Source organism: Synechococcus sp. RC10A2 (assembly GCF_047502605.1).
This window is the reverse complement of record NZ_JANSHP010000110.1, coordinates 1-24,350: the sequence shown is the minus strand read 5'-3', so window position 1 is coordinate 24,350 and position 24,350 is coordinate 1. Positions and strand designations below refer to the sequence as shown.

Annotated in this window: 21 protein-coding genes, 1 tRNA gene and 1 pseudogene; 8 read left to right on the top strand and 15 right to left on the bottom strand. The window is 60.7% G+C overall.

Going from position 1 to position 24,350, the window contains the following annotated elements; genetic code table 11:
• Window positions 1-69: 69 nt before the first annotated feature.
• Window positions 70-321, bottom strand: coding sequence for a hypothetical protein (locus NW848_RS15475; RefSeq protein ID WP_011429644.1), 252 nt, complete (start codon window positions 319-321; stop codon window positions 70-72).
• A gap of 71 nt (window positions 322-392) precedes the next feature.
• On the opposite strand from NW848_RS15475, the pseudogene ureG reads away from it, so the two are divergent.
• The 4 genes and pseudogenes from ureG (at window position 393) to NW848_RS15455 (ending at window position 3,516) form a co-directional block, all read left to right on the top strand.
• A pseudogene (ureG, locus tag NW848_RS15470) lies at window positions 393-1,035 on the top strand (urease accessory protein UreG).
• A complete protein-coding gene (locus tag NW848_RS15465) occupies window positions 1,032-1,835 on the top strand; it encodes an urease accessory protein UreD (RefSeq protein WP_099812369.1) in 804 nt (267 codons plus the stop codon). The pseudogene ureG and the gene NW848_RS15465 overlap by 4 nt, the downstream one beginning before the upstream one ends.
• Before the next feature lie 37 nt (window positions 1,836-1,872).
• Window positions 1,873-3,387 (top strand): hypothetical protein, encoded by a 1,515-nt coding sequence (locus NW848_RS15460; RefSeq protein ID WP_414508233.1) that lies wholly within the window; start codon window positions 1,873-1,875, stop codon window positions 3,385-3,387.
• A gap of 49 nt (window positions 3,388-3,436) precedes the next feature.
• A tRNA-Leu gene (locus NW848_RS15455) sits at window positions 3,437-3,516 on the top strand.
• Window positions 3,517-3,840: 324 nt separating this feature from the next.
• On the opposite strand, the gene NW848_RS15450 is transcribed toward NW848_RS15455, so the two are convergent.
• From NW848_RS15450 to NW848_RS15435, 4 genes are all read right to left on the bottom strand, one after another.
• The gene (locus NW848_RS15450) at window positions 3,841-5,583 is read right to left on the bottom strand and encodes an ArnT family glycosyltransferase (RefSeq protein ID WP_414508239.1); all 1,743 of its coding nucleotides are present in this window, start codon (window positions 5,581-5,583) and stop codon (window positions 3,841-3,843) included.
• A gap of 426 nt (window positions 5,584-6,009) precedes the next feature.
• Window positions 6,010-7,449 (bottom strand): signal recognition particle-docking protein FtsY, encoded by a 1,440-nt coding sequence (gene ftsY / locus NW848_RS15445; RefSeq protein ID WP_414402747.1) that lies wholly within the window; start codon window positions 7,447-7,449, stop codon window positions 6,010-6,012.
• A 90-nt stretch (window positions 7,450-7,539) separates the two neighbouring features.
• Window positions 7,540-8,388: a formyltetrahydrofolate deformylase gene (gene purU / locus NW848_RS15440; protein ID WP_414402748.1), complete on the bottom strand. Its 849-nt coding sequence runs from the start codon at window positions 8,386-8,388 to the stop codon at window positions 7,540-7,542.
• A gap of 318 nt (window positions 8,389-8,706) precedes the next feature.
• On the bottom strand, window positions 8,707-9,054 hold the full coding sequence (locus NW848_RS15435) for a TatA/E family twin arginine-targeting protein translocase (protein WP_099884193.1): 348 nt from the start codon (window positions 9,052-9,054) through the stop codon (window positions 8,707-8,709).
• Between the two features lie 201 nt (window positions 9,055-9,255).
• Here NW848_RS15435 and secA point away from each other — a divergent pair, with 201 nt between their 5' ends.
• Entirely contained in the window at window positions 9,256-12,111 is a 2,856-nt protein-coding gene (gene secA, locus NW848_RS15430; RefSeq protein ID WP_414402753.1) for a preprotein translocase subunit SecA, read from the top strand.
• Between the two features lie 82 nt (window positions 12,112-12,193).
• Here secA and NW848_RS15425 read toward each other — a convergent pair whose 3' ends face one another.
• The 6 genes from NW848_RS15425 to sixA form a co-directional block, all read right to left on the bottom strand.
• Window positions 12,194-12,952, bottom strand: a complete 759-nt coding sequence (locus NW848_RS15425; RefSeq protein WP_099884191.1) for a PspA/IM30 family protein — start codon at window positions 12,950-12,952, stop codon at window positions 12,194-12,196.
• A gap of 37 nt (window positions 12,953-12,989) precedes the next feature.
• Window positions 12,990-13,697 carry a polysaccharide deacetylase family protein gene (locus tag NW848_RS15420; RefSeq protein ID WP_414402749.1) on the bottom strand — a complete coding sequence of 236 codons (708 nt, stop codon included), beginning with the start codon at window positions 13,695-13,697 and terminating at the stop codon, window positions 12,990-12,992.
• A 12-nt stretch (window positions 13,698-13,709) separates the two neighbouring features.
• On the bottom strand, window positions 13,710-16,217 hold the full coding sequence (locus tag NW848_RS15415; protein ID WP_414402750.1) for a DUF3656 domain-containing U32 family peptidase: 2,508 nt from the start codon (window positions 16,215-16,217) through the stop codon (window positions 13,710-13,712).
• Window positions 16,218-16,373: 156 nt separating this feature from the next.
• On the bottom strand, window positions 16,374-16,499 hold the full coding sequence (locus tag NW848_RS15410) for a hypothetical protein (protein ID WP_011429657.1): 126 nt from the start codon (window positions 16,497-16,499) through the stop codon (window positions 16,374-16,376).
• Window positions 16,500-16,530: 31 nt separating this feature from the next.
• Window positions 16,531-17,724: an RNA-guided endonuclease InsQ/TnpB family protein gene (locus NW848_RS15405; protein WP_011429658.1), complete on the bottom strand. Its 1,194-nt coding sequence runs from the start codon at window positions 17,722-17,724 to the stop codon at window positions 16,531-16,533.
• A gap of 230 nt (window positions 17,725-17,954) precedes the next feature.
• Window positions 17,955-18,518, bottom strand: a complete 564-nt coding sequence (gene sixA / locus NW848_RS15400) for a phosphohistidine phosphatase SixA (RefSeq protein WP_083759151.1) — start codon at window positions 18,516-18,518, stop codon at window positions 17,955-17,957.
• A 190-nt stretch (window positions 18,519-18,708) separates the two neighbouring features.
• Here sixA and trxA point away from each other — a divergent pair, with 190 nt between their 5' ends.
• The 3 genes from trxA to NW848_RS15385 all read left to right on the top strand — a co-directional run bounded on the left by trxA (window position 18,709) and on the right by NW848_RS15385 (window position 20,956).
• Window positions 18,709-19,050: a thioredoxin gene (gene trxA, locus NW848_RS15395; protein ID WP_011429660.1), complete on the top strand. Its 342-nt coding sequence runs from the start codon at window positions 18,709-18,711 to the stop codon at window positions 19,048-19,050.
• Window positions 19,051-19,182: 132 nt separating this feature from the next.
• Entirely contained in the window at window positions 19,183-20,253 is a 1,071-nt protein-coding gene (locus tag NW848_RS15390) for an LOG family protein (protein WP_414402960.1), read from the top strand.
• A 22-nt stretch (window positions 20,254-20,275) separates the two neighbouring features.
• Complete coding sequence (locus NW848_RS15385; RefSeq protein WP_011429662.1) at window positions 20,276-20,956, top strand: phosphoribosylanthranilate isomerase; 681 nt, start codon at window positions 20,276-20,278, stop codon at window positions 20,954-20,956.
• A 22-nt stretch (window positions 20,957-20,978) separates the two neighbouring features.
• On the opposite strand, the gene NW848_RS15380 is transcribed toward NW848_RS15385, so the two are convergent.
• The 4 genes from NW848_RS15380 to rbfA form a co-directional block, all read right to left on the bottom strand.
• On the bottom strand, window positions 20,979-21,854 hold the full coding sequence (locus NW848_RS15380) for a helix-turn-helix domain-containing protein (RefSeq protein WP_099812362.1): 876 nt from the start codon (window positions 21,852-21,854) through the stop codon (window positions 20,979-20,981).
• 64 nt (window positions 21,855-21,918) lie between these two features.
• Window positions 21,919-22,737 carry a pseudouridine synthase gene (locus NW848_RS15375; RefSeq protein WP_011429664.1) on the bottom strand — a complete coding sequence of 273 codons (819 nt, stop codon included), beginning with the start codon at window positions 22,735-22,737 and terminating at the stop codon, window positions 21,919-21,921.
• 44 nt (window positions 22,738-22,781) lie between these two features.
• On the bottom strand, window positions 22,782-23,066 hold the full coding sequence (locus NW848_RS15370) for a hypothetical protein (RefSeq protein ID WP_414511355.1): 285 nt from the start codon (window positions 23,064-23,066) through the stop codon (window positions 22,782-22,784).
• 584 nt (window positions 23,067-23,650) lie between these two features.
• The gene (gene rbfA / locus NW848_RS15365) at window positions 23,651-24,100 is read right to left on the bottom strand and encodes a 30S ribosome-binding factor RbfA (protein ID WP_414402961.1); all 450 of its coding nucleotides are present in this window, start codon (window positions 24,098-24,100) and stop codon (window positions 23,651-23,653) included.
• Between the last annotated feature and the right edge of the window lie 250 nt (window positions 24,101-24,350).

Below are 24,350 nucleotides of genomic sequence, written 5' to 3'. Positions count from 1 at the left end.
GATCTGTAAAAAATTGCAGCATTCTCGACTTTAGCGCGTTTGGGGGATATCTCCTCCTGCCCGCCACAACTAATTGCCCAAGGACTGCTCGAGGGCTTCTACCTGCTGTTGGGTAGCTGTAGCCCCTTGGTTGAGGGTTTGCTGGAGCTGTTCCCGCGATTGGTAGATCTGCAGCGGCCCTCCCTGGGGGATCCCTTGCTGGGCGGCTTCTGGGCTGGCCTGCTCTGGACTTGGCTCTGAACTGAGCGGGTTGCGGTAGAGCCGGTTCACCACCAGAAAGCCCACCAGCACTACGGCAGTTGCCACCAAAAGTCGAACCATACCCGGATCCCTTGCAAGCGTCTAGTTCTAGAATGCCCAAAAAGAGTATCAGGTATCAGAGGTCGGGCAAAATGGCGCAGACTGCTCAGCCGGTGCGGGTTGGCATTGGCGGCCCGATGGGATCCGGGAAGACCGCCCTGGTGGAAAAGCTCTGTCTGGCACTGCGGGATCCCTTGTCTTTGGCCGTGGAGACTAATATACCCGCGAAGATGCCGAGTTTTTGGTGCGGGCCAAGGCGCTGGCGGCGGAGCGGATCATCGGCGTGGAGACCGGCGGCTGTCCCCACACGGCCATTCGGGAAGACGCCTCCCTCAACCTCGATGCCATTCAGGAGCTGGAGCGCCGCTTCTGTCCCCTGAATCCCATCTTGGTGGAATCGGGAGGGGATAACTTGGCGGCCACCTTCAGCCCAGAGCTGGTGGATGCCTGCATCTATGTTATTGATGTGGCCGAAGGGGACAAGATCCCGCGCAAGGGGGGCCGGGGATCACCCGCTCCGACCTGCTGGTGATCAACAGGATCGACCTGGCGCCCTATGTGGGGGCGGACTTGGGGGTGATGGAACGGGATGCCCGCCGCATGCGGGGAGACAGGCCCTTTGTCTTTACCAACCTGCGCACGGGCGAGGGACTGGATCAGATCCTGAGCTGGCTGAAGCGGGAGGTGCTCTTTTGCCCCATCCAGGCTAACTCCCCCTCTGTAAGCCGCCTGTGACCTTCGGCAAGGCCCTCTTGAAGATCAGCCGCCAAGGCGAACATGCCCGCATTTGGGAGTATTCTCAGGCCCCCCTGCAATGGCTGGGATCCCCCGGTGAGCCGCCCCTCTATTACCTGCGCAACCCCAACGGCGGCCTGCTGGGCGGGGATCGCCACCGCATCGCGATCGAGCTGGGGGCAGGCGCAGGGCTGGCAATTCGCACCCAGGGGGCAACCCGCCTCCACCCCGGCCTGATCCGGCAACAGGCCAAGGTCAAGCTGGCCCCCACCAGCCAACTGATCTGGATCCCTCACCCGACCATTCCCGGCGCAGGAGCAGACTTCCGCCAACAGGTGCAGATCGAGCTGGATCCCAGTGCCCGCCTGGCCTATGCCGAGATCTGGACGGCCGGGCGGCTGGCCATGGGGGAATGCTGGCAGTTTCGGCGCCTTTCCAGCAGCTTGCGGGTTTGGGTCGCTGCCGGGAGCCCATCTGCTAGCCGCCAGAAAAAGCTCTGGCTGCAAGAACACATCGATCTCCGCTTTCCCCACCAGCATGTCTCCACCGCGTCGGTGCTGGGATCCCATCTCTGCTGGGGATCCCTGTATTTGCTGGGGGACTGGCCGGAACCCACTTGGCCGACCGTTCACGTCAGCGGGACAGAATCCCCACACTGGCTGGTCAAGTCTCCGGATCCCGTCTGTCAGGGCTGGATCCTGCGCCAGGTGGGGCCACAGGCAGAGGCCATCTGGCAGCAGTTCGGCCAGGTTGTGCAACAGCTTGCCGCGGCCCAGAGAAGCTCAAGCCAGGGGTGGTAGGCTAGGGCTGGCTTCACCCGACCCGTTGCCCGAGATCATGAACGCGGCCCGACGCATTATCAAACGTTCTGTTCGCAAGGGACGAAGTCGCTGGCTGCTCCTCTACGAAAGAGGAATGGCTCTGCTGGCCCTGAGCAACCTGTGCTGGGTGCTCTTCGACCTCAGCTACGTGCCCTGGCGGGACTTTTGGCTCCAGGGGCGGGTGCAGATCTTCGGCGCCTTTGGCCCTCCCATTCCCCTGCCCATCCTCTCCCAACAGACCAGCCGCTCCCCGGTAACCGACCTGTATGACCCGGTGAAAGGCATTGAGCCCAACCCGGAAACCCAGCGCTACTTGGCCCTGGTGGATGAGCTGCGCCAGGTCACCCTGCGCTTTGGGGTGGAGTCGGAAGCGGCGGCGCCGCTCCTGGCCCGCTTGCGGCAACTGAGCGACGAGATGATCGAGACCAACCCCTTTCAGGCCGCCAACAAAACCGGCCAGTTTGTGCGCATCCTCAACTTGATGCGGGAGCACATCCCCGGAGCCGACTCGGCCAGGGCCGCCTTCGCCCGCTTCTGGACTGCCGAATACTTGGCCAGCGTCGATCCCAAAGACGGGATCGAATTTTTCCAGGCCCGGCTGCGCCCCCTCTTCGAGACCAACTACTCCCGCCCCATCGGCGAGAGCGGCAGCCCCGTGGACTTTTTTCCGCTGCTGGATTTTCCCTTTGTGTTGCTGTTTGGGCTGGAATTTGTCCTGCGCACGGTGGCCATCAGCCGCCGCTACACCGGCGTCAATTGGCTGGATGCCATGCTCTGGCGCTGGTACGATGTGCTGCTGCTGTTGCCCTTTTGGCGCTGGCTGCGGGTGATCCCCGTCACCATCCGGCTGGGACAGGCGCAGTTGCTGGATCTGGAGCGGGTCCGGGCCCAGGTAAGCCAGGGCTTTGTCACCAACTTCGCCGAAGACCTGACCGAGGTCATCGTCGTGCGGGTGATCAACCAAATCCAGGCATCCATCCAGCGGGGATCCCTGCCCCTGCTGCCGGCAGCCGATCCCTCCCGCAGCTACATCGACCTCAACGAGATCAACGAGCTGGAAGCCATTGCCAACCTGGTTTTTCGCACCGTCCTCTACCGCGTCTTGCCCCAGGTTCAGCCGGAGGTGGAGCAATGGCTCCGCTACAACCTGGATGGCCTGCTCAAACAACTCCCCGCCCTGCAAACCCTGGAACGGCTGCCCGGCCTCGGATCCCTGCCCAGCCAACTGACGGAGCGCCTGGCCGGCGAGCTGACCACCACCACCTACAAAGCCTTGACCAACAGCTTCGAGGATCCCGTCGGCTCCAAGCTGGTGGCCCAACTGTTGCGGCGATTTGGCGAAGTCTTGGCAGGTGAACTTACCCAGCAACATGCTCTGGATGAGATCCGCTCCCTGCTGCAAGACTTGCTGGAAGAGATCAAGATCAACTACGTAGAGCGCCTCTCCCAGGAAGATCTGGAGGAGGTGATGGAGCAAACCCGCAAGCTGCGGCAAAAAGCCCAGCAACTCGAGCAAGCCCGCGGCGCGTAGGGGTGGTTGACGAGGTTTCGCCGGTTCAGTAGGATAATGGTTCAAGCCTGGGCGAGTGGCGGAACTGGTAGACGCACCGCACTCAAAATGCGGCGGGAAACCGTGTCGGTTCGAATCCGACCTTGCCCATGGCAAAGCGACTCTAGCCTTGGCGTTTGCTCTTGAGAAGGAGCTGCCTCCATCGACAGGATCCCACTCCGGCAACTGGCTTTTCCGAGCTGCGTAAACTACCCGGCTCCGACCGCCCCCCCTTCCCTCCCAACCCCCCGTATACGGGGGGCAGGGGGATTGAGGGGGGTACAGTGCGGGGCTGCTGCGGCTTCTAGCTGAGGGGTTCCGGTTAGATGGCAGCCCAGAAGCCTGCAAAGCCGTGAAGGGTACCTTGCCGATTGCCTGGGGAACCTGGGCTCCTTTGGGGGATGGCAAGCTGGCGGTGGCCTTTGGGGTCTTTTGCTAGGGAGAGGGAGAAAGCTCCCCGCCGGCTGATCCCAAGCGGCGCACCAGTTGCCAACCCTCTACCTCGGCCAAAGGCTGCAGCCCCAAATCCTGGAGCGATAGCTGCTGAGCTTGGACGGGAGAGACCCACAGGTAATCCCCATGTTCTCCTGCTTGCAGGGCGGCGTCATCCACCCATCGCCCTGGGTTGGGGGTGTAAAAGGCGATGGCCTGGGCCTGACAGACATCTGGCAGACCACTGCGGCCAATGTCCACTACGGGGAAATCGCCCTTGTCAGAGCCCAGCATCTGTTTCCAGTCCAGCTGGGCAAAGGCGGGATTGAAATTGCCGAAGTCAGGCCGCAGAACAATGCTGACCATGGTGAGGATGCTGGCAGCTAGAAGCGTGCCCACCCAGAGTTCGCCGGCATAATGCAGCACCCGCCGCCAGCTCCAGATCGCTGGCAAGAGCAGATACAACAGGCCGATCGCCATCAATGGCCAAGCGTGGGGTTGGAGCAGACCCAGTCCCTCGACGTCCCGCCTGACGGCCACCCCCAAACCCAAAAGCAGGGTTCCCACCGCCGCCAGCCCCCAAGAGAGCACCTGGGCTAGGGGGGGTTTGTTTCGCCGAGAACCTCGTCCCGCTGTTGCCACCGAGCCGGTGCGGAGCGGAAACGGCAGAGCTTGATCGAGGACTACCCCCGCCAGGAGAGCCAGCCAGGGATAGAGCTGTACCGTGTAGTAGGGGGTTTTGGTGGGGTAGAGCTGCAAGAGCAAAAACAACAGCAGGGGGAAAGACCAAACCAGCAGGGTGGATCCCGGCTTTTGCCGCAGCAGCAGCCAGCCTCCCACCAAGGCCAAAACTGTCCAAGGGAAGCCATGGATCGGGATGTGCCAAAAGTAGTACCAGCCGCTGGCATCGGCATGGAAAGGTTCTCGCCCCAGATCCCACACCTTCCCCACCAAAGCAGCTAACACCTTTGGGCCGTGCACCCCTACAGCCGGCACTAGCCACAGGCCAAAGATCCCCAAGCCCAGGCCAATTGCCAGCCAAAATTGGGCAGATCCCAGCCAGTGCCGCCGCTGCTGCCACAGGTAGGGGATCAAAGCCACCGCCGGCAGCAGGATCATGGCGCTCTTCATCAAAAGGCCCAGTCCAAAGGCCACTCCCGCCAACCAGAACCAGCGCCGGTGGCCGCGGATGCCGTTCACTAGGCCTAGGATCCCCAGGAGCTCCAGGCAGGTTAGAGGCACATCCTGCCCCACCAGCCGCCCCTGCTGCACCCAGAGGTAGCAGAGGGGCAAAACCGCCATGCCCAAGAGGGCCGCCCGGGTTGGCAAAAAGGCTCGCCCAATCCAGCCCACCAGAGGAATAGAAAGCAGAGCCGCCAGGATCCCGGGCAGCCGCGCCGCCCATTCGTTGATGCCGTAGAGGGCAAAGCTGAGGGCCACGCTCCAGGTGAGCAGAGGGGGTTTCTCGAAAAAAGGCTCCCCCAAAAAAGTCGGCCCCAGCCAGTTGCTCCCCCGCAGCAGCTCGCGGGCCATCTGGGCATAAAAGCTCTCGTCGCAGCCGGCCAAACTGGGATCCGCCCCCGAGAGCACAAACAGCGGCACTGCCAGGCCCATGATCACCAGGCTCAGGCCCCAAAAGGACAGCAGGTGCGGGTCGCGGCGAAACTGCACAAAAGAGCTGGATCCGGGCAGGGATCCCCCGCCAGGAGAACTGCCCAAACGGTTGGGGTTGCCGAAAGGACGCATGAACAAGCCCTCTGGAACGACACCAAGTAGCCGCTCTGACCAGACTAAACTCTGCGACAAGGGATCTGGCCTTTTTTTAGCGCTACGCACCACTGACGCGAAGGGGAAGCTCCAGGGATCCAGAGGCGCTCTCCAGCTTATCTGCCAGACAGGTCAAGCCCTGAAACCAGCATGGGGTTGCAGGTGCAGTTCGACCATAGTAGAAGTTCTCCCCCGTCGGTGAACTCCCAAAACTCAGCCCTGGTGGATCGCAGCTCTTGGCAGATGCTCTCAACAGCCTCGACAACACCGAGGTGGCCACCAGTTCTTGCAGAGCCTCTGCATCCTTCCCGCCCCCACCGGTTTCAGGCGGCGAGGGCGACGCCCAACCCAATTGGGAGCTGTGGGTATCTCGTTCACGGTGGCTCTGCCCAGCAAGGGGCTGCCTCAATACTCACTTAGCAGAGCTTCCACAAACTCGTAGCTGGAAAAAGGCCGCAGGTCCTCCAGCCCTTCGCCGGCGCCGATAAAGCGGATGGGCAAGTGCATCTGCTGGGTAATGGCCAGGGCAATCCCCCCCTTGGCGGTGCTGTCCAGCTTGGTGAGGATGACGCCGGTTAGCTTGGCCACTTCGGCAAACACCTGGGCCTGGCGCAGGCCGTTTTGCCCTTGGGTGGCATCCAAGACCAAGAGGCTTTCCACCTTGGCTTCGGGAGCTTTCTTGTCAATGATGCGGCGGATCTTGGCCAGCTCCTCCATCAGGTTTTTCTTGTTTTGCAGGCGGCCTGCCGTATCCACCAGCAGCAGCTCCGTACCTCTGGCCTTGGCGGCGTTGATGGCATCAAACACCACGGCTGCCGGGTCGGCATTGGGAGACGGGTTGGCGATGACCTCCACCCCCGCCCGTTCTGCCCAGATCTTGAGCTGCTCGACGGCAGCAGCGCGGAAGGTATCGGCGGCAGCAATTAGACACTGGTAGCCGGACTCGCGGGCCACATGGGCAATTTTGCCGATGGTGGTGGTCTTGCCCACCCCATTCACGCCGACGATCAGCCAAATGTTGAGCCTGCCCCGCTGCGGCGCAAAGGTGGGATCCCCTACTGTCAGCATCTGGCGCATCTGCTGCTTGAGGTACTTCACCGCCTCCTCGGGGGGCACCACCTCCTCGCGCATGCGTTTTTGCAGGGCCTGGATGATCTGCTCAGTGGCCTCAACTCCCACATCCGCCTGCAGCAGCATCGTCTCAATTGTTTCGACCGCCTCTTGATCAAGAGGCCCCCGGCCTATTAGAGCCTTTAACTGGTTGATCAGGTTGAGGCGGGTTTTGCCCAAGCCTCGCCGCAGCTTTTGCAGCCAGGAGATCTCTTCTACGGAGATCTCTTCGGGCTTGCGCCCTTGGGCTGCCAGGATCTCGGCTGACCAGCGAAAGCCCTCGTCGAAAACCACCTCTTCCGCCGCCGGCTCTGGGGGCGGGGCAGCCACGGCTGCCGCCATTGGCTCCGGTTCCTCCACAGCGGTTGCCTTTAGGGCTTGCAGGCGCTCGGCAGCACGGGGGGCCAGATCAAAGAAGGAGGCCGCAGCAGCCGACTGCTCAGGAGGCGATGGGGGAGAGACTGCCTCAGTTGCTGCAACTGCTGGGGCAGAGCCCTCGCTTGCAGGCGATTCTGCTGCAGGGGTGGCTGGGGAGACAACCTTTGCTTGAGTGGCTTGGGCAGCAGCTCGCGCTTTCAGGTTGGCATAGGCGGCCTTGGCAAAAGCCAAATAGTCCTCCGGCGACATCGCTGCCGACTCTGCCGCTGGGGGAGGCGTCGACTCGGCATTTGGGGGAGAAGATTCTGCTTCGCCCTTGAAGTCGGTGTAGCGACGGCGAAACCAATCGAAGGCCATAATCCCACCTCTACTTTTGTTTTCCAGTTTGGCAGAGCAGCTCTCTTTCGGGAGCGCGGCTCTGCAATCCTGGGGAACGGCGCAGCTCCTTCAAGCGAACACCACAGTCTTGTTGTGGTAGACCAGCACGCGATTTTCCAGGTGATAGCGCACGGCCCGGGCCAGGACTAGGCGCTCCATGTCGCGGCCCTTGCGAATGAGGTCGGCTACTGTGTCGCGGTGACTTACCCGCACCACGTCCTGCTCGATGATCGGCCCTTCGTCCAGCTCCTCGGTGGCGTAGTGGGCGGTGGCGCCGATGATCTTGACGCCCCGCTGGTGGGCGCGCTGGTAGGGGTTGGCGCCGGCAAAGGCAGGCAGGGTGGAGTGGTGAATGTTGATCACCGGCGGCGCCTGGCGGAGCAGCCACCCGCTCAGCACCTGCATGTACTTGGCCAAGACCACCAGGTCAATGCGATATTCCTGCAACAGGGCGAGCTGGCGGGCCTCTGCCTCGGCCTTGTTCTCCGGAGAAACAGGGATGTGGTAGTAGTCAATGCCAAAAGAGCGGGCCAGCGGCTCCAAATCGGGATGGTTGCTGATGATCAAAGGAATCTCCGCCAGCAGCTCCCCAGCCCTCTGCCGCCAGATGAGATCCAGCAGACAGTGGGGCTGCTTGCTAACCCACACCGCAATGCGCCGGCGCGTGTCGGAAAAATGCAGCTCCCAGTTGGCCTGGATCCCGCGGGCAATCCCAGAGAAAGCGGGGACAATCTCCGAGCGTTCCAAGCGAAAGCCCTCTAGGTCCCACTCGATGCGGCTCAGGAACAGCCCTGCCTCGAGATCTGTGTGGTGGTCGGCGTGAAGAATGTTGCCGTCGTAACTGTAGATAAAGTTAGAGAGCTTGGCTACCAGCCCTTTTTGATCGGGGCAAGAGACCAACAGGGTGGCCATGGGCATAGAGGCGCAAAGAGCTCGCCCCTTTACCCTAGGGCCTGGATCGGTCTCCGAGCAAGCACCCCTGGCCAAGGGGTTTCAGTCCTGTCGGTTGATCTCCTGCAACAACCAGGGATCCACCGGCCGACCATCCCAACGCCTGAGGTCGATGCGAATCCCCATCGTCGCCGAGGAGCCGGCAGGGGGCAGCTCCTGGTGAGATCTCGGAGTCGGAGGGGTTTTGGCCGTGTTGCCGCAGCCCGGCTGCTACCTCCGCCGGAGCAAAACGAACAGGTGCGTGATCTCCATGCCGAAACAGAGCAGGTTGCAGCGGGGCATAGACTAGGCAGCATCCGCCGTTGACGAGCCCTCGGACGGGGATGCGGCGGCCACAGGCTCTGCTTCGGCAGCCGGCTTTGTGGACGGGTCGGCTGTGCCGGTCGAGTTGGTTTGGGTTGGGGCTGGAGCTGCTGTTTTGGCGCCCTTGGGAGCGGCTGTGCGGGCGGCCTTTTCCAGCTCCTCGGCTTCCTGGGTTAACTGGGCCTCAAACTCTCTGGCGGCATCCTGCAAGCTGCGCAAGGTTTTGGCTAGGGCACGGCCAATCTCCGGCAGCTTGCGCGGCCCAAACACCAAGAGGGCCACCGCAAAGATAACCAGCATTTCCGGCAGTCCAACGCCTAGAAAGTTCATAAGCCCTGGGATCCCTTCGCTTCCCTAGCCTGACATCTTCTTGCCCTTGGCCGCAAGCACTTTCCCCCCTCCAGGGCTTGGGGCTTTCTTGGCAAAGGGCTGTTGCCGTCTTGGCTGGGCTGGCCGGCCAAGCCAATTGGAATGGTAAAATTGCGCTATATCGCTACTTTAATGATTGGCCTAGGCTTGCCCATGCTCCAAATTCTCCAGAAGCTCCTTGGGGATCCCAACGATCGCAAGATCCGCAAGTACCTGCCTGTTGTCAAGCTGATCAACTCGCTGGAGATTGAGATCGCCTCCCTTTCGGATGCGGAGCTCAGGGCCAAGACCACCGAGTTTCGCCAGCGCTTGGATAGAGGGGAGTCCCTCGACGATCTCCTGCCCGAGGCTTTTGCAGTGGTGCGGGAAGCGGCCAAGCGGGTTCTCAACTTGCGCCACTACGATGTGCAGCTCATTGGCGGCATGGTGCTGCACGAGGGCCAGATTGCCGAGATGAAAACTGGCGAAGGGAAAACCCTGGTCGCCACCTTGCCTGCCTATCTCAACGGCCTGACCGGGAAAGGGGTTCACATCGTTACTGTCAACGGCTACTTGGCCCGGCGGGACTCGGAGTGGATGGGGCAGGTGCACCGCTTCCTGGGCCTGACCGTCGGCCTGGTGCAAGAGGGCATGTCCACCGACGAGAAGCGGCGCAGCTACCACTGCGACATCACCTACTGCACCAACAGCGAGCTGGGCTTCGACTACCTGCGGGACAACATGGCCACCGACATCAAAGAGGTGATGCAGCGGCCCTTTAACTACTGCATCATCGACGAGGTGGACTCCATCCTCATCGACGAGGCCCGCACTCCCCTGATCATCTCCGGCCAGATGGCCCGCCCCTCCGAAAAATACCTCAAGGCGGCTCAGGTGGCGCGGGAGCTGATCCGGGACGAGCACTACGAGGTGGACGAAAAAGCCCGCAACGTCATCCTCACCGACGAAGGGTTTGAGGCGGCGGAGCGGCTGCTGGGGGTCTCCGACCTGTTCGATCCCAAGGATCCCTGGGCGCACTTTGTCTTTAATGCAGTGAAGGCCAAGGAGCTCTTCATCCGGGATGTCCACTACATCGTCCGCAACCAAGAGGTGGTGATCGTGGACGAGTTCACCGGGCGGGTGCTCCCCGGTCGCCGCTGGTCGGACGGGCTGCACCAGGCGGTGGAGGCCAAGGAGGGGGTGCCGATTCAAAACGAGAGCCAAACCCTGGCCACCATCACCTACCAAAACCTCTTCCTGCTCTACCCCAAGCTCTCCGGCATGACAGGCACTGCCCGCACCGAGGAAGCCGAGTTCAGCAAAACCTACAACCTAGAAGTCACGGTGATCCCCACCAACCGGCCCATTCGCCGCAAAGATGCCCCCGATTTGGTGTACAAGACCGAAAACGCCAAGTGGAAAGCGGTCGCCGAGGAGATTGCCCACATGCACGCCCAGGGGCGCCCTGTTTTGGTGGGAACCACCAGCGTGGAGAAATCCGAACGCCTCTCGGCCATGCTCAAGGAAATGGGGATCCCCCACAACCTCCTCAACGCCAAACCGGAGAACGTGGAACGGGAGGCGGAAATCATCGCCCAGGCAGGACGCAAAGGTGCTGTAACCATTGCTACCAACATGGCCGGGCGGGGCACGGATATTATTTTGGGCGGCAATCCGGAGTACATGGCCCGCCTCAAGCTGCGGGAACGGCTGATGCCCAAGCTGGCCCAACTGGACGCCGACAACCCCCTGGGATCCGTTCCCATGGTGGGACGGGGCGGTGGGCAAGGGTTTGGCGGAACCTCGCCCAAGCCGAAAAAATCCTGGACGGTGGTCTCTCCCAACTTTTACCCCTGTGAGCTGTCGGCCCGCACCAGCCAGGCTTTGGACGAGGTGGTGGCAGCCGCAGTGGCCAAGTACGGGTTGAACCGTCTGCCGGAGCTGGTGGTGGAAGATCTCATCGCGGTGGCCTCGGAGAAGGCGCCGGTGCAGGATCCTCTGATCTTGCAACTGCGGGAGGTCTACAACAGCATCAAGGCCGAGTACGAAAAGGTCACAGAGGCCGAACACGAGGAGGTGGTGCGGCTGGGGGGCTTGCATGTCATCGGCACGGAGCGCCACGAGTCCCGCCGCATCGACAACCAGTTGCGGGGCCGCGCCGGACGGCAAGGAGACCCTGGCTCCTCGCGCTTTTTCCTCAGCCTAGAAGACAACCTGCTCAAGATCTTCGGTGGCGAGCGGGTGGCCAAGCTGATGGACATGTTCCGGGTAGACGAAGACATGCCCATCGAGCACCCGCTGCTTTCCAGCAGCCTGGAGAACGCGCAGCGCAAGGTGGAAGTGTATTACTTTGACCTGCGCAAACAGGTGTTCGAGTACGACGAGGTAATGAACAACCAGCGGCGGGCCATCTACTCGGAGCGGCGGCGCATCCTGGAAGGGGAGAACCTCAAACCCAAGATCCTCGACTACATGCGCAAGACCGTTGAAGAGATCGTGCGGGCCCACGTCAACCCGGAGCTGCCGCCGGAAGAGTGGGAAATCGACAAGCTGACCGCCAAGATGCAGGAGTTTGTGCCCCTGCTCAAAGAGAACCTCAAGGCCGACGACTTGCGGGATCTCTCCTATCAGGAAATCCTAGACCACCTGATCAAGCAGGCGGAGCTGGCCTACGAGGCCAAAGAGGCTTTCTTGGATACGTTCGAGCCCGGCTTGATGCGGAAGGCGGAGCGCTTTTTCCTGTTGCAGCAGGTGGACACCCTCTGGCGGGAGCACCTGCAGCAGATGGAGGCCTTGCGGGAAGCGGTGGGCCTACGGGGTTATGGGCAACGGGATCCCCTCATCGAATACAAGAACGAGGGCTACGAGCTGTTCCTGGAGATGATGGACAACATCCGCCGCAACACGGTCTACAACCTGTTCGTTTTCACGCCCCAGCTCGTGCAAGTGCCACAGGTGGCACAAGCCGTCCCGGCGCAGGCAGTGGCTGCCAGCCCCGAGACCGGTGGGGTGGTGGAGGCCGATTTCGCCGAGGACTAGGTTTACCCTATCTCCTGGGAACGACACCTCAGCGTAAGGAAAAGCCCCGACAAGGCGGAGCAATAGCCAGAAGGGATCCCCACTATTGGGGAAGCCGCTTCTCGAAATCCAGATCCGGCAAGGGCAGATTGGCCGAGCCGCCTCCTTGGCCGGTGAGCATGGCCAGGCGGCGGGAGACCTCGTCGTCGAGGGCCATTTCGTCCAGTTGGGCGGCAAGTTGCTCGCTGCGATCCTCGGAGAGCTCGCTCAGGGCGCGCGCCTTGAGCTGGCGAGCTTGGATGGCGTTCTTGGCCGCCTCGAATTGGGACTTGGCCGAGTCAATGCTATAGGCGTTGTTAACGCGGGTCATCTGTTCAAGGGCTTTGTTCACCTCGTAGATGTCTTTGAGGTTGCTCAGCTCGCTCTTGTAGGCCGCCAGCCGCTCTTTTTCGCGGGCCAGCTTTTGCTTGGCAGCGGTGACGTAGCGCTCTGCTGTTTCCACATTCTCCTTAAGCGGGCCGAGAATCGCTTCAATGCGCAGCGCTTCTGCCATGGCCAGGCGGGCGGCTTCTTGATCCCCCCGTTGGGCGGCCAGGCGGGCTTTGTTCTCCAGGGCCCGGTACTCGCGCACCTTTTGCATGTATTTCTGTTCGGCGCGCTGGTAGGCGGCCACCTGGGTGGCGACGGCTTCGGTGAGGCGTTGCACCGTTTCTTGCATGGCCCGCAGCGATTCTTCTGCCACCATCACCGCCCCTGTGCCGCCCTTGTCCACTGGGATCCCCCACAGCCAGTTCCAAGTGCCGACAATAACGCTGCCGGCCCGCTGCCCAAAAATGCCGTAGATGATCTTGCGCGCGCCCATGGCTTGCCTCCTTGTCGATGGCTGACTCCTACTGTATTCAATCTTTTCCGCAACTGGGAAGGTCTGCGGGATCCGGCAGGCCGGCAAAGTCAAACCCCTCTTCTCTCAAGGCCGGGATCAACTGGCGCGTTACCTCGGCTACTTGGGCTCCCCCCTGGACACCATCATGGAGCACGATGAGGGAGCCGGGCCGGACTTGGTTGAGCACCCGCTCCACCACCACGGCCACCGGCGGGCAGAGCCAATCCTCCGGCACCACACTCCACATCACCGGTAAATACCCCCAGGAGCGCAAGTCAGTTAGCGTCCGGGGCCAGAAGAGACCGTTGGGGGGGCGCACGGCCCGATACTCTTCTGGGGTGCCGCCACAGGCAGCCACGAGGGTATCCTGGCTGCGTCGCAAGCTCTGTAGCAGTTCGCCTCGGCTAAGCTGGGTAAACGAGCGGTGCTGCCAGCCGTGCAGGCCAATGCCGTGGCTCTGTTGGCGGATTTTCCGGGCCAGGTGGGGCCAGCGCTGCACCCGTTCCCCCAACACAAAGAAGGTGGCCGGCACCTGAAACTCCTGCAAAACCCGTAAGAGAGCTGGCGTGTGCTGCGGGTGGGGGCCGTCGTCAAAGGTAAGGGCCACCTGCTGCTTAGGATGCGGGGGCAGCTCCCAGAGAGCCTCCGGGAAAAGAGTCTTCAGGCTCCGGTGCAGGAGGGGGTAGAGGGCGGGGGGGAGCATCTGCTGCGGCGAAAAGAGCATGGGCGTCCCTCGTCAACTTTCCAGAGAACCGCGTGTTACCCCTAGCTGGCTGTGGAGCTTCAGCTGGCGCCACAGTTGAGAGCCACTCATCTGGCCCTGAAGGAGTTGCTGGTAACAACGCAGAGTTTGTTGGATCTCCGCAGGAGACTCCTGGAGGAACTCGATGCGCAGATAGCGCAGCCCCAGATCCAGCAGTTTTTGCACATATTCTGCCCCAGTCTGGGCTTTGCCGTTGTAGAGGGTGTTGCGACAGCCGGCATCCGCTTTCAAGATGTGCTCCACATTGGCCCTATCCCTTAGCTTTACCTGGTGTTTTTCGCAGGGGCGACCACAGTTGGTGTAATCCGTGCCGCTGGAGAGAAAGGCGCAGAAGACGCAGTGCTCCATGTGGAACATGGGCATGTGCTGGTGGATGGTAACCTCGTACCAGTGGGCGGGGCCGGCCTCCAGCAGGGATCCCAGTTGCTCGTGGTTGAGGTCATAGGAGGCGGTCAGGCGCTCCAGGCGGTAGCGGGTTTTCAAGTAATGGGCGGCGAGGGGATTGGCCACGTTCAAGGAAAAATCGCCAATGCAGCGCTGGTTGGCAAAAAAGCGCAGGTGGTCGTAGTTGCGCACCAGGTAGCCATCGGCTCCTGCCGCCAACACTTGTTTTAAAATCCAGGTCTCTCCCGGCTTGGTGATGCGGGGTGGGGCCGCCCACAGCTCCACCTCAGGGTGAGCAGCTTTGGTAGCGCGGATAACTTCTCGGTAGCGACGGGGATCCTCAAACTCCAGGTAGATCTGCCGGATGCCACAGGCAAGCGCCGCCGGCACCTGCTCCGGCTCCCGCACCAACACCACTAGCTGGGGCGATCCCAGCTCGGCTTGCTCCTGGGGCGGCAGCAGGTCTTGCCAGCGGGCTTCAGGATTGAGCTGCCAGCGGCGGGGCCGGGCCCGCAGCGCTTGCAACTGCTCCACCGCCTGGCGCCGCATCTGGTTGAGGACGCTGACCGGCAGCATCACCTCTCCCTCCAGGGCGTTGTGCAGGGATCCCAGCCGGAAGGGCGTGCCCCCTAGGCGGCCCAGTTGCTGCCGCAGCTTCTCGTCGGTGAGGGGCTGCTGGCGAGCGGGTTGCAAAGGCAGTGGGGAATCCACCTGCACCACGTGGCCCTCTTCGTCCCGTAGGATCAGGGTCAGTGGCAGTCCAGCCTGGCCGTGCACTTCCAGGTGGATGGGGCGTTGAAAGCGAGGCTGATCCCCGGCATAGCTCTGGCGCAGGCGCTTTTCTAGCTCCGGGTCGCTGGTCTTCCAGAGGCGATCCCCCACCCGCAGGCGTTTGCAGTCAACGGCCCCCCGGGCAAAGCCGAGCCAGGCCAACCCCTGCCTCTCCTGCACGCAGTAAACCCGCCCTCCTTGCTCGGGCAGCTCCGGCTCTCCCTGGTCAAAGACCACCCCATCCCCCGGCTTGAGGGGGGCTTCTAGGCGCACCCCCACCTGATCCCCTTCGATCTTCAGCACCTGCCCCAGGTAAACCCCCCGCTTTTTGCCAAAACGGGCGTGTACCAGCTCCTGGTTGTTGATGCCCCGCAGCCAGCCGGTGGACAAGCCGCGGGAAAAGCTCATCTCCAGCTCATACCATTCCTGGGCTGAGGGCTGCCACGCCTGCCCTGCCCCCAGAGCGTCCAAGGCCCGCCGATAGATGCGCGTTACATTAGCTACATATTCCGGCGATTTCAGGCGGCCTTCAATTTTCAAACAGTGGATCCCCAGCTTGACCAGCTCCGGCAGCACCTCCAGCCCGGCCAGATCCTGGGGGCTGAGTAAATACCGCTTCTCGCCCAAGTCGCGCCGGATCCCGTCCACCACCAGCTCATAGGGCAGGCGACAGGCCTGGGCGCATTCTCCACGGTTGGCCGAGCGTCCTCCCAGGGCTTCGCTGGTCAGACATTGCCCGGAGTAGGCCACGCAGAGGGCCCCATGGACAAACACCTCCAGAGCAATTGGGGATCCCCTCTCTTCCAGATGGGCGCGGATCTTGGCTATTTCCTTGAGGGAACACTCCCGCGCCAGCACCACCACCTCGCAGCCCAGCTCGGCGGCAAACTCAGCTCCCACGCCGCTGGTGACAGTCATCTGCGTCGAGGCGTGGATGGGGAAATCGGGAGAAAGATGCCGAACCAGGCGGGCAATGCCGACATCCTGCACAATGACCGCGTCTACTCCCGCTGCTGTCATCGCGCGGATGTACCGTTCCGCCTCCTCCAGCTCCTCGGGAAAGACCAAGGTATTTAAAGTTACGTAGCCCCGCACCCCGCGCCGGTGCAGCCAGGCCATCAGCTCCGGCAAATCCGCTTCGGTGAAGTTGCGGGCGCGCAGGCGAGCGTTGAACCGTTCCAGCCCGAAATAGATGGCATCGGCTCCGTTTTCCACCGCCGCCTTTGCACACTCCCAATCCCCCGCTGGCGCAAGCAGCAGCGGCAGCTCGGCGGGCAAGGCCGCCGCCAGACGTTCGGTTTTGAGGGAACTTATCGAAGCGCTCATGAGAAGAACCCTGAGAAAAAACAAGGGATCCTCTCCCATTCAAAAGCAAAAAACCTGAGAGCAGGATCCCCCTTGCCTCAGGCCAAGCCCTACTGCCGGCGGGCCCTTGACAACGCAAAAGACCGAGGTCTCAGAAAGCCTCAGACCGTCCGCCAACTACAGCGCTAGCAGCACATTCAGGATCCCGGTGAGAATGGCACTGAACAGGGCCAGCGTAATGTAGCGGCCAACAGCCGGGTCTTCCCCCAGGAGCCGGTCGGAGGCGCTGATGGTAAAAAACAAAGACCACGCGTAAACTACCCGGCTCCGACCGCTAAGCGGTACGGAGCGGGCTTTCAGTAGCCCTGAGCCTGTTCTGCTCTACCAGAGAACAAAACAGGCCCGAACCTCTAGGCTGGTTTACGACAGCCCCCAAAAGCGCAATCACATTCGCACCATTCAAATCCGCATCCCCTTCCCATCCACAGTGCCCACACTTGAACGACTTGCCACTGCGGTAGGATTGCGCAGGATCGGGATGGATGTGTAAACATTTGTGACAGGTCTGCGACGTGTAGGCAGGCGGCACAAGAACCAGAGAAACCCCTGCAACTCTCGCCTTGTATTCCAGAAACTGGCGTAGCTGGTAGAACGCCCAACTGTTGGCCCTGCGCCGCTCGGTTTTGCTGCGTGGCTGTTGATTGACCCTTTCCCGGATCCCTGTCAGGTCTTCCAGGGCGATAGCGCTGTTGGTAGCTTTTGCCCTAGAGACAATAGCTTTAGAGATGCGATGATTGACCCACGCCTGAAAGCGCCTCTCCTTGCCAGACAGCCGTTGCAACAGTTCTCTGCATCTGCGCCGCGAACTGCGGGTGCCCTTACTGGCTTTGCGTTGGAGTACCGCCCTCAACCGGGAGTAGTGGTCTCGGACTTTGTTCAACTGCTGTCCATTCCAGTTGTCCCCCTCTGACGTATGGGCAATATCTGTCCTCCCCAAGTCCACCCCGATCACCTTGTCGGTATCTTGTTGCTTGGGTGGCTTTTTCTCTACGCAAATCTGGATGTAGTAGGAGCCATCCTTCCGCTGGACTAGGGTGGCAGCTTTTGGGTTAGAACCAGCCAGCATTCCCCTCTGGTAGTTACCAATGGCTAGCTCAAAGCGTTCTCTCCCTTCAACCGTGGTCAGCGACACCGTCCAGTCTTTCTCGCGGAATGAAAAGATACGTGCGTCGTAGGTAACGAACCTACGCTTGAACTCTTTAACCGGACGGTTGCGCTGTCTCGCCACTTTGCGAGCGCCTGCCACCCGTCTGCACACCTGTTGAGCCAAGTTACTGGACAAGCCGAACCGGGCCCGGATTTCGCGGTAGCACAGAGACTGGAGCTTAACGGCGTTGGCGACTTTCTCGGGTGTGTTTTGGTTGACCCAGTTCAAGGCTTGGCCAAAAGCCTCCAAAGTCGCGTCCAATTTGGCGGCTTGCGACGGGGACACCTTGAGCTTGCAGGATATGGTCAGGACTTGGCTCATAAGTTCATTGTACTTCATCAAAGCGCATTCCTCCCGACACTGACCCTACGGGTACAGTGCGGGGCTCCTGCGATTTCTAGCTGAGTGGCGTTGATGGTCTCAAACTGGTTGAATTCAGGGGTGAAGATCTTAGCCATCGTGAAATGCTCCCTACGCCTGGGTGTTTGTACCACCTTAACAAAAGTTAACGCTAGCTGCCACGTTCGCACAGCTACATCAGGGGGGCAGAGTCAGCGCAATATCACTTTGGGAGAAAGCAACAACGTCAGGGATCCCTGGCAATAGTCGATACGGCCTTCTGCAAAGCGCACCTGGGCCAAGCCTGCCTTTTTGAGGGTAATGGCCTGGGGATTGGCCGGCTGCAGGCCAATAGCCGCCTGTATCCACAGGCTCAGATCCGGCTGGTGGCCGACCAAGGCCAGAGACGTGAAGGGATCCCGCTCCGCCTGCCAGCGCACCAGGTCGGCGAAGCTGCCGTCCGGGGCCAGCGGCTCAAACACTTCTAGAGCTTCGGCCAAGTTCTCGTCGAAAAAAATCTCCGCCGTCTGCCGCGCCCTCACAAGGGGACTGGTGAGCAGGAGATCCCACTTCCAGCCCATATCCTTGAGTTGGCGGGCAATTTTGCGGCAGCGCTTGCGTCCCTCATCGGTCAAGGCGCGAAAAGCGTCCTCCACTCCCGCTTGCGCTTCTTCGGCTATGCCGTGGCGAATAAAATCCACAGCCACTTCCTGGACGGAAGCCCGCTTCTCGGCTTCAGCCTGATTGCTTCCCTCTGGCCCGAGCTCAAATGTCATCGGCCCTTGCACGCTTTCTCACTCCTTCAGTCCAGAATACCCCGCTCGGCTTGGAAAAAGCTCGCCTGTTCAGCCTGACCCTCCGGCAGAAAATTGCAGGCGCCTGCTGCGGCCTAAAACAAAAGCCCAGAAAGTTGTGATAGAATTGCTTGAAGTGACAGGTATGTACTGTTTCAGGAGTTCTCCAAGCATGTCTGCAGCAATAGACGTCGCTGATGCTACCTTTGAGGCAGAGGTGCTGCGTAGCGATATTCCGGTCTTAGTGGATTTCTGGGCGCCCTGGTGTGGCCCATGCCGGATGGTGGCTCCTGTGGTTCAGGAGATAGCCGAGCAGTATGCCGGCAAGGTTAAGGTTGTGAAAATTAATACAGACGAGAATCCCCAAACTGCCAGCCAGTATGGCATTCGCAGCATTCCCACTTTGATGCTCTTCAAGGGAGGCCAGAAGGTCGATGTGGTAGTCGGCGCTGTGCCCAAGGCAACTCTAACGACAATTCTGGAGAAGCACTTCGACACGCCTGCCGAGAGCTAAGGTCCTAGCAGGAGGAGCGGCCCTCAACGCTTCAGAGCGCTATGTTTGGATCCGGGGGTAAGGCCTAAGTAGCATTTAGCGTCGATAGCCTATTGCAGTAAAAAGTAATGACAGAGAACTCTGGATTCTGGCTTGGCTGATTCCCTTTCTTCTCTTCTCCAGGAAGTTTTCTCCAACGCCGAGACTCGTCTGAAGCAGTTGGAGCATCACCCCAACCGGACGGCTTGGCTGCGCGTTTTGCAGTCGCTGCAGCGGATGGGATCTCTGAATCTCAGCCGCCTGGACGCTAAGATCCTAGCGGCCACGCTTGAGGATCTGGAGCAGGGCTTTGCGGCCTTCCAGAACTATGTCCATCAGCGCAAGGTAACAGTTTTTGGGTCGGCACGGGTAGGGCCGGACAGCCCGGAATACCGCCAGGCACAGTTGTTCGCCCACTGCATCAGCCAGCGAGGGTTCATGGTGCTGACGGGGGGCGGCGGTGGGATTATGGAAGCCGGCAATCGGGGCGCAGGGCTGGAAAACTCGTTTGGGCTGAATATCCAGCTTCCCTTCGAGCAGATGGCCAATCCTGTGATTGCCGCCAGCGATCGGGTAATTAACTTTAAGTATTTCTTTTCACGCAAGCTCTTTTTTGTCAAAGAAACCGATGCGCTGGTGCTTTTCCCCGGTGGCTTTGGTACGCAGGATGAGGCTTTTGAATGTCTGACCTTGATGCAAACCGGCAAAACCAAGCTCATGCCCTTGGTGCTGGTGGACAAGAAGGGCGGTTGCTACTGGAAAGAATGGGATGAATATGTGCGGGAGCATCTACTCAGCCGCGGCCTGATCAGCCCGGAAGATCTCTTCTTATACACCTTAACCGACGATGTAGGGGACGCCTGCCAGCAGATCCTAGATTTTTATCGCATCTTTCACAGCAATCGCTATGTGCGGGAACTGCTGGTTTTGCGCTTGAATGCCAAGCTCTCGCCCCAGGCTCTGGATATCTTAAACGAAGAGTTTGCCGACATTCTCGACTCGGGCCGGATCGAGCAAACCGAGGCTTTGCCGGAAGAAGCAGAGGAAGAGATTGCCCATCTGCCGCGGCTGGTGATGCACTTTAACCAGCGTAACTTTGGACGGCTGTGGCAAATGGTGCGCCGGATCAACACGCTTCATCCAGCACAGCCGGATCGTCTGCAAATGCGCCCCGACCAAAAGTAGGGGATTGTCGGAAGGGATCCCAATGGGCCGGTTGTTTGTCAAAATCTGCGGCATCACCCGCCAGGATCAAGCGGAGGCTATCGCCGCGCTGGGGGTGAGCGCTCTTGGGTTTATCGCAGTGCCCAACACGCCGCGCTATTTGCCTCTCTCCCAGGCCCGCTGGCTTGCCTCCCTACCCCGCCATGTGGAAAAGGTGGGGGTCTTTGTGGATCCGGATCCCCGTACCATTGCCACCTGGGTGGAAGTGGGCGGCCTCACGGCTGTTCAGCTCCACGGCCGGGAATCGCCAGAAGAGTGCCGGCAACTGGGAGAATGGCTCCCTGGCATTCGCCGCATTAAGGCCCTGCGCATTCGCCACCTGGCAGATCTGGAGGCAGCCCACCTCTACGGCGACTGTGTGGAGGCTCTGCTTCTGGACGCCTATCACCCCCAGCGTGCGGGTGGCACTGGGCAAACCCTCAACTGGCCAGAGTTGGCCCACCGCTCTCTGCCCTTGCCCTGGCTCCTGGCCGGTGGCCTCACCCCAGACAATGTTCTGCAGGCCCTCAGCCACCTCCAGCCCAGCGGCATTGATCTCTCCAGCGGTGTGGAACGCCAGCCGGGCGACAAAGATCTGCACAAAGTCTGGCGTCTGCTGCAGCAGTTGGAATCCCAAGGGTGGCAAATCGCTTCTGCCCTACCTCAACCCAATCAAGGCCTTTAGCCCCTCCGTCCGAGCCGGATCCCTATTGCAAGGATTGGAAGGATTGAATGTCTAGCCCCGGCTCAAACATCAGCTCTTTCACCTCTCCAAACCTTCCCATCACTCCCAGATCGCGGTCGTTGAAGGTCACCAACACCCCGCCGGCATTGCCGGCGCGCAGCACAATCGATCGCTCGGCTTCCCAGTTCAGCTCCGCCCCCGGCTGCAGGGTGGCCTCAAAAACGGTTTGTCCATCGGCAATGACTCGTAGCCAGGAGGGACGCTCTACCACGCGAATATCAAGGCGCACCGGCTTGCGCGGCGGGGCCTCCAACACGTCGGGGAAAACCCCCTGGATGCGCGTCCACTGATCCAGTGTGGGAAACATCTGGCGAAGGGTCGGTTCTGGGCTGCGCCCAGGGGAGTCAGCTGCTCGCGGCTGCGACTGGGATCCCTCGCCGCTTTGTAGGCTGGCCAGCCAATGCCCAAAGGGGTTGCCCGTGCCGTCCAAAAGAGCCGACAGCCCTCCCACCGCCAGCACGACCAGCACCACATAGGCGGCCCAAAGGTGAAAGGGGCGCAGGGCAAAGGCCGGCTGTTCGCCAACAGCAGTAAGAGGAGGGAGCGCATGGGGCGTTTTGGCAGATAGGAGTGGCAAAGCTTGCCGAGATAAAGCCTCGCCATCCAGCCCCAGATAGTTGGCATAGCGCTTAATGAAGCCTTGCACGTAAACCGGCTCCGGCAGCCGACTCAAGTCTGCTTCCTCCAGGGCCTGCAGATATTGGGAGCGGATGAATGTATCGTTGGCTACATCTGTCAACGTCAGCCCCCGTGCCTCTCGTGTTTGCCGCAACAGGGATCCCAGGGCTTCCAATCGCGTTAGCGGGACCGAGTCCTTAGAGCGTTCCGACTCTTGCATCGTTCGGCTACCTGCGGAAGAGAGGAGGCTAGTGTGAGATTGTGCGCACAGTTCCCACAGCTAATTATGAAGAGGGACGGAAAGAGTGCAAAGAGGCGCTTCTGAACAGAGCCAAGCTGTCGGTACCGGCAAGAGGGGCTAGCAGAGCCTGAACCTCTTGGGGCTCCAATAGGCGGAACTGACCTGCCTTTAGGTTTCCGAGGTGCAGCGGGCCGATTGCTTCCCGATGCAGCCTGAGCACCGGATGCCCCAGCTGCTCCGCTACGCGCCGAATTTGCCGGTTGCGCCCCTCAAACAAAACCACCCTCAGCCACGAGGAATTGGCATCCTGCCTATACCCAAAGTTGGGAGCAGGGCAGAACTCCACCTCTGCCGGCAGAGTGGTGTACCCCTCTAAGTTTACTCCGTCTCGCCACTGTTGCAGGGTAGCCCGGCTCGGACGCCCCTGTACCTGCACCCGATAGATTTTGGGCAGATGATAGCGCGGATGGGTCAGCTTCAGCGTCAGGTCGCCATCGTTGGTGAGCAGCAGCGCCCCACTGCTGTCTGCATCCAGTCGGCCCACGGGATAAAGGCGGATCTGCCGGTTCCAGGGCGGGGGAAGCAGATCCAGCACCGTCTTGCGCCCCCACGGATCCTTGCAGGTTGACAAAACCCCCAGGGGCTTGTGCAGGAGCAAAACGTAGCGGGCTGGATCCCCGAAAGGGATCACCCGTCCATCCACCTCGACGCGATCCCGTTCGGGATCGGCTTTAAAGCCCAGCTCGGTGACCACCTTCCCGTTCACCCGAATGCGCCCGGCCAGGATCCAGGCTTCCACCTGGCGACGGGAGGCCAGCCCCTGTTGAGCCAAGAGCTTCTGGAGCCGTTGGGGTGTCGCCATAGGCATGGGGTCACAAGAGAAACAGCGATCGGAGAACGGGGCTGCTAGGCAGCAGAGTCTTCGGATTTCGAGAGCAGATCCGGCAGTTCCGCAGGACTGGAGGCCAATAGCAGCATTTCTGACTTCGACCCTGAGCTATCTCCCAGGGAATAGCTGAGGCCACAATCAAATTCTTCTGCCAGCCGGCAGACTTCCTTGAGATCTCCCACCGACCAAATGCTCCAACTGCTCCGAATCTGGTTATCCACCCACACTTGCACGCGGTTGCCTTCGATGTGAATGATGCGCTTGGGGTTGGCTTCTGAGGCCCGGCCTGTAGACTCAACCAAGGCCTCCGGCCCGCTGACGCCAACGGAAGATTTTTGCCTCAAAGCCCCCAGAGCAGCCATTAACTGCGGCAGAGCCAGTAAAAGGTGCTGGGTGGCTTGTTGGGGTTGCCCTTTCAAGCAGGAAACCAAAGCTTCGGCAACACTCTGGTTCAGAGCTTGCAGAGCTTGGAGTGGAGTAGCACCCGCTAAAGCGGGATCCGGTTGCAGTGGGCTTTGAACATCCATGAAAAGGCAGAAAAGGCACAAACCGCAACTTTACAGCCCTTTCGCCGGTTTACGGCAGCGACGGTGCTGCCCATTGGGGCAGAAGGCCCCGGTTGGCGTAAGCATGCCGCCGACATTGAGCCCTGTACAGATGAGATGGCCGGGGAAAAGGCCGTATGGCTTCCTTAAGCCTAACAAATCCAAAAACTTCTCCGTGAGACAACATTGCTTTGAGGTTGTCCGCATCGCTGCGAAGCCAAGGCCTCTCCGGTCCACTTGGTCATTCAGGTAGGTTCTTTTCTCGCTTGTGCAAAGCAGGCGGAGCTTTAGCGCAGATCCCCCAGGTTGGCACGAAAGTGGGCAACTCTTAAAGCGAGCAACTATTCTTGTTCGCTCAATTCGTCTTCTTCACCCCCAGGGGTGTCCGCCATCCTTCCCTCAACCCCAGGGTGGGATCCCTCCTGTTGTTGGGCCTCAGCGGGCTGTCTCAGTTGGTTGAGCAGGGCCAGAACCCGGGATCCCCGCTCCAAAGAGCGATCCTGCAAAAACACCACCGTCGGCACCCGTCGCAGGCCGAGGCGCTGACCGATTTCCCGCCGCACGAAGGGAGTGGCGGAAGCCAGCCCCTCCATGGTCTGCTGCTGGGCCGCTTCATCGCCATAGATGCTGACGAAGATGCGGGCATTTTGCAGGTCATTGGAAACCTCTACGTCCACAATGCTGACCATCCCTGCCCCCACCCGGTCATCTTTGATCTCCGAGAGCAGGATTTGGCTGACCTCCCGTTTGATCAGCTCGGCTACCCGTGCCACCCGTCGCGCTGTCGCCATTTTTCTGTCCTTAGGTTCCTATCTTCTGCAAACTTGCTCTGGCCGGTTGCCGGCGGCTCCTTAGGTGGTGCCAGCTTCTCCTCGCCATGTCCTCAGAACAGTAGCAGATGCTACGCGCCTCTTCTCCTTCCCCCTCTATTCTGGGTCCATGTCCACCCTATCTTGAGTATGAATACGTGACGTACTCCCGCACTCATGCTGACGCATAGAGTGCAGGCTTCCCAGTGACTCCTGCCCAATGGCAGGACAT